Raw genomic sequence first — 2,759 nt, 5'->3', positions numbered from 1 at the left:
CACACCTCATCGAAAGCCGCGGCGAACACCGGATACGTCTCGTACAGTTCGCGGCCCATTCCGGCCCGCTGGCTGCCCTGCCCCGTGAACAGGAAGGCCAGCCGCCCGCTGCTCATGCTGCCCGTGGTCACGGACCCGGAGTGTTCGCCGGCCGCCAACGCGGCGGTTCCTGCCAGGAGTTCATCCAGGTCAGAGCCGGTGATGACGGCCCGGCGCTCGAAGCGGGCCCGGGTGACGGCGAGGGAGTAGCCCACATCGGCCGGACGCAGGTCGGAGTTGTTCCGCAGGAAGGAGTGCAGCCGCACGGCCTGCGCCCGCAGCGCGTCCTCCGTCTTGCCCGACAGGGCCCACGGAACGACCCCACCGACGACAGGGGCCTCGGGGGCCGCCTCGGCGGACGCTTCGGAGTCATCGACCGGCGCCTGCTCGATGATGGTGTGCGCGTTCGTGCCGCTCAGGCCGAACGACGAGATGCCGGCCCGGCGCGGGCGCCCGGTCTGCGGCCACTCCCGTGCCTCGGTCAGGAGCGACACCGCACCCGCCGACCAGTCGACCTCGGGCGACGGCTGATCCACATGCAGGGTCCGCGGGAGGACACCCTCCCGCATCGCCATGACCATCTTGATGACACCGGCGACACCGGCGGCCGCCTGGGTGTGACCGATGTTGGACTTCACGGAGCCGAGCCACAGCGGCTGGTCCGCGTCGCGGCCCTGGCCGTACGTGGCGAGCAGCGCCTGGGCCTCGATCGGGTCACCGAGCCGCGTACCCGTGCCGTGCGCCTCGACCACGTCCACGTCACCGGGCGTCAGGCCCGCCGACGCCAGGGCCTGGCGGATGACGCGCTGCTGCGAGGGGCCGTTCGGAGCAGTCAGGCCGTTGGAGGCGCCGTCCTGGTTGACGGCGGAACCACGGACGACGGCGAGCACCTGGTGGCCATTGCGCCGCGCGTCCGACAGCTTTTCGACCAGCAGCATGCCCACGCCCTCGGCCCACGCGGTGCCGTCGGCGGCACCGGCGAAGGCCTTGCAGCGGCCGTCGGGGGCGAGGCCGCGCTGGCGCGAGAAGTCGACGAACGTGTCCGGCCCCGCCATCACGGTGACACCGCTGACCAGCGCCAGCGAGCAGTCACCCTGCCGCAGCGACTGCACGGCCAGGTGCAGGGCGACGAGCGAGGACGAGCACGCGGTGTCGACGGAGACGGCCGGGCCTTCGAGGCCGAGCGCGTACGAGACGCGGCCCGAGGCCACGCTGCCGGACGTGCCGGTGCTGAGGTAGCCCTCCAGGTCCTCGGGGACGGACTGGAGGCCCGGGAAGTAGTCGGTGGCCATCACACCGGCGAAGACACCGGTCTGGCTGCCGCGCACCGAATCGGGGTCGATACCCGCACGTTCGAAGGCCTCCCAGGCCGCCTCCAGCATCAGACGCTGCTGGGGGTCCGTGGCGAGCGCCTCGCGCGGCGAGATCCCGAAGAACGCGGGGTCGAAGTCGCCCGCCCCCTCCAGGAACCCACCGACCTGGACGTAGGTCGTGCCCGTCTTCGCCGGATCCGGGTCGTACAGGCTTTCGACGTCCCAGCCGCGGTCCGTCGGGAACGGCGAGAGCCCTTCACGCCCGTCGAGCAGCAGCTGCCACAGCTCCTCCGGGGAGGACACCCCACCGGGGAAGCGGCAGCTCATACCCACGATCACGATGGGGTCGTCGTCCGACCCCGGCGTGCCGACCGGAACCACCTGCGAGTTGGCGCCGGTCGTGCCGCTCGCGTCGGTCCCCGTGGCGCCGAGGAGTTCGGTGCGCAGGAAGTCGACGAGTGCGGCGGGCGTCGGGTAGTCGAAGACCAGGGTCGCGGGGAGCCGCAGCCCGGTCTCGCCGCCCAGGCGGTTGCGCAGTTCGACCGCGGTGAGGGAGTCGAAGCCCAACTCCTTGAAGGCGCGCTTCGGCGCGACGGCGTCCGCGCCGCCGTGGCCCAGAGCGGCCGCGACGTGAGTGCGCACCAGGTCGAGCAGTACGCCGCTCTGCTCACCTTCCGGACGCCCGGCGAGGCGGAGAGCCAGCGATGACGTCTCGGCGCCGGTGCTCTTACCGCCGGCGACACGGCGGGCGGGAGATCCTGCCAGACCGCGCAGCAGCGCGGGCAGAGCTGTGCCCTGGCCGCGCAGCGCGGCGAGATCGAGTGGCATGGGCACGAGCAGTGCCTCGTCCGACGACGAGATGACGGCGTCCAAGAGGGACATGCCGAGCTGCGAGGAGATCGGCAGCATGCCGGAGCGCTTGATGCGCTCGATGTCGGCGGCCGAGAGGTGTCCGGTGATGCCGCTGCGCTGCTCCCAGAAGCCCCACGCGAGTGAGGTGGCGGGCAGGCCGAGCGCGTGGCGGTGGTGGGCGAGTGCGTCGAGGAAGGTGTTGGCGGCCGCGTAGTTCGCCTGGCCCGCGTCGCCGAAGACACCGGCGGCGGAGGAGAAGAGGACGAAGGCGGAGAGGTCCAGGTCCTTGGTGAGGTCGTGGAGGTTGAGCGCGGCGTCCGCCTTGGGGCGGAGCACGGTGTCAAAACGCTCGGGGGTGAGGGCGTTGATGACACCGTCGTCGAGGACACCGGCCGTGTGGATCACGGCATCGAGGGGACGCTCGGCGGGGACACCGGTGAGGAGGGCCGCGACGGCCTCACGGTCGGCGGCGTCGCAGGCGGCGATCTCCACGGTGTCGGCGCCGAGTTCGGCCAGTTCGGCGGCGAGCTGCGGGGCGCCTTCGGCGTCGAGTCC

1 protein-coding gene is annotated in these 2,759 nt (G+C 72.2%); it reads right to left on the bottom strand.

Features of this window, described 5'->3' with window-relative positions:
- A partial coding sequence (locus ACFZDI_RS35890) for an SDR family NAD(P)-dependent oxidoreductase (RefSeq protein ID WP_391256758.1) occupies positions 1-2,759 on the bottom strand: 2,759 nt, incomplete at both ends.

The organism is Streptomyces sp. NPDC007907, from assembly GCF_042959365.1.
GTDB classification, from domain to species: Bacteria; Actinomycetota; Actinomycetes; order Streptomycetales; family Streptomycetaceae; genus Streptomyces; species Streptomyces indiaensis.
Note: the sequence above shows the minus strand (reverse complement) of the source record. Positions and strands in the feature narration are given on the sequence as shown.